General features: G+C 74.5%; 5 protein-coding genes. All 5 read right to left on the reverse strand.

Translation table 11 applies throughout. The features are described 5' to 3' along the window. Positions 1-813, reverse strand: an 813-nt coding sequence (gene hemC, locus AB0J52_RS28580) for a hydroxymethylbilane synthase (RefSeq protein WP_500185584.1), incomplete at its 3' end; no start/stop codon positions are given. Then, complete coding sequence (locus AB0J52_RS28585; protein ID WP_500185586.1) at positions 810-2,129, reverse strand: glutamyl-tRNA reductase; 1,320 nt, start codon at positions 2,127-2,129, stop codon at positions 810-812. The genes hemC and AB0J52_RS28585, both read right to left, overlap by 4 nt. A gap of 115 nt (positions 2,130-2,244) precedes the next feature. Beyond that, positions 2,245-3,009, reverse strand: a complete 765-nt coding sequence (locus AB0J52_RS28590; protein ID WP_500185587.1) for a redox-sensing transcriptional repressor Rex — start codon at positions 3,007-3,009, stop codon at positions 2,245-2,247. A gap of 463 nt (positions 3,010-3,472) precedes the next feature. After that, positions 3,473-3,799, reverse strand: coding sequence for a glutaredoxin family protein (locus AB0J52_RS28595; RefSeq protein WP_500185588.1), 327 nt, complete (start codon positions 3,797-3,799; stop codon positions 3,473-3,475). A gap of 11 nt (positions 3,800-3,810) precedes the next feature. Then, on the reverse strand, positions 3,811-4,565 hold a 755-nt coding region (locus AB0J52_RS28600), incomplete at its 5' end, for a putative quinol monooxygenase (protein ID WP_500185589.1).

A 4,565-nucleotide genomic window follows, 5' to 3' on the forward strand; every position in this document is an offset into this window, starting at 1 on the left:
CCGGACCTGGCTCGTGCCGTCGTGCGCGACGACGGCGGCGGTCACGTGCAGCGCGCCGTCGCTGACGGCGGCGTACGCGCCGACCGGGGCCGAGCAGCCCCCCTCCAGCACGGCGAGCACGGTGCGCTCGGCGGTCACGGCGGCGCGGGTACCCGGGTCGTCCACGGCGGCCAGCAGCGCGACCAGCTCCGGGTCGTCCGCGCGGCACTCCAGCGCCAGCGCGCCCTGGCCGGGCGCGGGCAGCATGGCGTCCGGCTCGAAGACCTCGGCGACGTCGTCCAGCCTGCCGATGCGCTTCAGCCCCGCGTGCGCGAGGACGACCGCGTCCAGCTCGCCGTCCGCGACCTTGCGCAGCCGGGTGTCGGCGTTGCCGCGGATCGGCCGGATGTCCAGGTCGGGGCGGAGCGCGCGGAGCTGCGCGACGCGGCGCGGCGAGCCCGTGCCGACGCGCGCGCCGGCGGGCAGGTCGGCCAGCTTGTGCGCGCCGCACAGCGCGTCCCGCGGGTCGTCGCGGCGCGGGACCGCGGCGAGCGCGATCCCCTCGGCGGGCCCGGTGGGCAGGTCCTTCAGGCTGTGCACCGCGAAGTCCACCTCACCGGACAGCAGCCGGTCCCGGAGCGCGTTGACGAAGACCCCGGTCCCTCCGATCTGCGCGAGCAGTGCCTTGGATACATCACCCTCGGTCGTTACCCCGACCAGCTCGACGCCATGCCCCGTGGCCTGCGTCAATGCGTCGGCGACCAGACCGGACTGGGTGGTGGCCATCAGGCTCCTGCGGGTGCCGAGCCGCAGTCGCCGGTCCGTTTCCGTCACGTCTGGCTTCCTTCGATGTTGTCGGCGCGCACCACGGCCTCGGGCTTGCTCGGATCGAGACCGAACAGCTCGCGCAGCGCGTCGGCGTAGGCGTCCCCCCCGGGCGCCGCCGCCAGCTCCTTCACCCGGACGGTCGGGGCGTGCAGCAGCTTGTCAGCCACCCGCCGGACCGTCTGGGCGAGTTCCTTGTAGGCCCGCTCGTCGATGTCGGGCAGCCGTCCCGCGAGGCGGGCCAGCTCCGCGTCGACCACCTCGGCCGCCTTGGACCGCAGCGCCACCACGGTCGGCGCGACCGCCGCCGCGCGCGCCGCGGACAGGTACGCCGAGACCTCGTCGGAGACGATCCGCTTGACCTGCTCGACCGCCTCCGGCCCGACCGCCCGCGCCGCCTCCTGCGCGACCCGCAGGTCGTCCAGGCCGGCGAGCGCCACGCCGGGCACCTCGCGGACGGCCGGGTCCACGTCGTGCGGGAGCGCCAGGTCCAGGACGAACCTGCGCCGCGTCCCGTCCCCCTCGGGGGCGGCGAGCATGTCGGCCGTGATGACGCGGCCGGTGGCGCCGGTGCACGAGACGATCAGGTCGGCCTCGGCGAGCGCGGCGGTCAGCTCGTCCATCCGGATCGCGCGGGCCGGGGACTCCAGCGACGCGGCGAGCCGGACGGCGTTGTCGAACGTGCGGTTGGCGATCACGATCTCGCCCGCGCCGCCGCGGCTCAGCGTGGCGGCGGCCAGCGAGCTCATCGACCCGGCGCCGACGACCAGCGCCCGCTTGCCGGGCAGCGTGCCCAGATGCTTCCCGGCGACCTCCAGGCCGACGCTGACCAGGGACGCCCCGGCCTGGTCGATCCCGGTCTCGTGGTGGGCGCGCTTGCCGACCCGCAGCGCCCGCTGGAGCAGGTCGTGCAGGTCGCGGCCGATGGTGTGCTCGTCCTGGCCGAGCTTGAACGCCTTGCGGATCTGGCCGAGGATCTGGCCCTCGCCGACGACCATCGAGTCCAGGCCGCTGGCGACCGCGAACACGTGCTGGACGGCCCGCTCCTCGTAGTGCACGTACAGGTGCCGGGACAGCTCCTCCAGCGGGACGCCGCTGTGCAGGGCGAGCAGCTCCGACACGGCGGTGACGCCGCCGTGGAAGCGGTCGACGACCGCGTAGACCTCGACCCGGTTGCACGTGGAGACGATCGCCGCCTCCGCCACGTGCCCGCAGTCGCGCACCGCGTGCAGCAGCTTCAGCAGGTCGTCGCCCGACACCGCGGCCCGCTCCAGCAGCGCCACCGGTGCACTGCGGTGGCTCAGTCCCACCACCAGCACGCTCATCGGCCGGTTCTCCGCTCTCGCTCGCTCATCGCCCGCTCGTCCATCGCGCTCCCGTGCGGCCGCCCGCCGACCGCCGCCGCCCGCCGTCTTCCGCTCCGCCCGCTCGCCACCGTCGTCATTCGGCCGCCTCCACGTACTGCACGGGCTCCCGCGGGGCGCGGCCGAGCACGGCCGGCGTCCCGTTCAGGCCGCCGGAACCGTCCGGCCCGCCCGCCTTGCGCTGCTCGTGGAACGCGAGGATCTGCAGCTCGATGGACAGGTCCACCTTGCGGACGTCCACCCACTCGGGGACCGAGAGCACGACCGGCGCGAAGTTGAGCACGCTGGTCACACCCGCGGCCACCACCCGGTCGCAGACGCCCTGCGCCGCGGCGGCGGGCGTGGCGATCACGGCGATGGACACGCCGTGCTCGCCGATGACGTCCTCCAGCCGGTCGATGTGCCCGACCGTGAGGCCGGAGATCTCCTGTCCGACGATCTGCTCGTCGGCGTCCAGCAGGCCCGCCACGCGGAAGCCGCGGGAGGCGAAGCCGCCGTAACCGGCGAGGGCGCGCCCCAGGTTACCCACGCCGATGATTGCCACGACCCAATCCTGGGTCAGGCCCAGTTCACGAGAGATCTGGTAGACGAGGTACTCGACCTCGTACCCGACCCCCCGGGTGCCGTAGGAGCCCAGGTGGGACAGGTCCTTGCGCAGCTTGGCGGAGTTCACCCCGGCGGCCGCGGCCAGCTCCTCCGAGGACACGGTGGCGACGCCGCGGTCCTGCAGGGCGTGCAGCGCCCGCAGGTAGACCGGCAGCCGTGCCACGGTGGCCTCGGGGATCCCCCGGGGTCGGGCGGCGTCCACGCGTTCGCGGTGGCGGGTCTGTCGAGATGTCACGGCCTGCTCTTCGGGGGCTCGACGCTGAGTCCGGTCCGGTCACGGGCGACGTGGTCCGGCCGGTAGCGACGGGAACCGTGCCCGGGACCCGAGGCTGCCCTCCAGATTAAGCCTTTGTGAATACACGCACAAAGTCGCCCCCGCCTTACCGAACGCGCCCTTCCGGCGCTTCCCGGCGCGTCTTCGCAGGCCAGGAGGGCGAAAATGGGCTTTTTCGCCCTAACGTCCCCGGGTTTTCCGCGCACTTGAGTGTGACTGACGGAACATTCGAATTACCGCAGTTCAGCGGTTGCGTCCCGGCCGAAAGCGGTACCCGCCGACGGGGGCGGGCCGGCGCGCTCCCGCACGGCCGGCCGTCGGCGCAGGTCAGAAGGCCGGCCGGTCAGGCATTCGGCCGGTCAGACGCTCGGACGGTCAGGCGCTCGGACGGGCAGGCGCGCGGACGGGTCAGGCGCGCGGACGGTCAGGCGCGGCGCTTGGCGATGGCGGCGCGGAGGCGGTTCTCGTTGACCCGCCAGTAGTCGACCTGGACGCCGTCGACCAGCGTGACCGGGATCTGCTCCCAGTACTCGCGGTGAAGCTCCTCGTCCCGGGTGATGTCGCGCTCCTCGAAGCGGACGCCCTCGTCCGCCACGACGCGCTGGATCACCTCGCGCGCCACGTCGCAGAGGTGGCAGCCGGGCTTGCCCAGCATGGTGACGACGATCTCCCCGGTTCCGGCCGTGCCGGTTCCGGTCGCCCCGGTGCTCGTCTCGGTGCTCGTCTCGGTGCTCGTCTCGGTGTGGTCCATGGGCTCGCTCGTCATCGGTGGGGCCGCGCGTTGGGCCCGGACGGGGCCGGGGACGGGACGTCCCCGGGCAGCGGCAGGATCTTGGCCGCGCCGAGCCGGATCTCGATCACGTTCGTCGCGAGGACGTGCGGGCGCGACTCGGCCTGGAAGCGGCGCAGGTGCGGCAGCCGCTGGTGCGCGGCGAACGCGGCCTCGCTCCGGAACAGCTGGTAGAAGATCCGCTGGGTGGGCGCGTTCACCACCTGGTGCGCCGCGAAGACCAGGGTGTCCGGCTCGGACGCGCGGGCGGCGGCGGCCAGGTCGGCGGCGAGCCGGTCGAACGCCTCCTCCCGGCCGTCCAGCAGGGTGAAGACGGTGATCTGGCCGCAGACCTGGGAGGTGTCGCCCGGTCCGGCGGCGGCGGCCGCCGCGGCGGCCATCACGTCGTTCAGCGCGTTCGGGCCGCCGGGGGCGGCCAGGGCGGGCTGCGGAGGCTGCGCGGGCTGCGGAAGTTGCGCGGGCTGGGAGGGCTGCGGCGGCAGCGGCTCCTCGGCCGGCTCGGGGAAGCGGAGGTCGCGGCCGCGGCGTCCGGCCTGGCGCTCCGGGCCGGGGGCCATGCCGTTGGCCGCGGGCATCGGCCGGGCGGGCGGCTCGTCGTAGCCGGAGCCGGGACCGTCGTGCTCGTCCTCGCCCTCGTCGAAGATCGGAAGGGTGCGCATCGCGCCGTACCAGACCAGCCCGGCGGCGGCGCCGAGCGCGATCACCGCGGCGGGCGCGGGCAGCAGCC

The organism is Spirillospora sp. NPDC049652 (assembly GCF_040675125.1).
Taxonomy (GTDB): domain Bacteria; phylum Actinomycetota; class Actinomycetes; order Streptosporangiales; family Streptosporangiaceae; genus Spirillospora.

Excerpts from the sequence above, each read along its gene's own strand:
- AB0J52_RS28595 (WP_500185588.1), bottom strand. The coding sequence starts at position 3,799 with ATGGACCACACCGAGACGAGCACCGAGACGAGCACCGAGACGAGCACC.
- AB0J52_RS28585 (WP_500185586.1), bottom strand. The coding sequence starts at position 2,129 with ATGAGCGTGCTGGTGGTGGGACTGAGCCACCGCAGTGCACCGGTGGCG.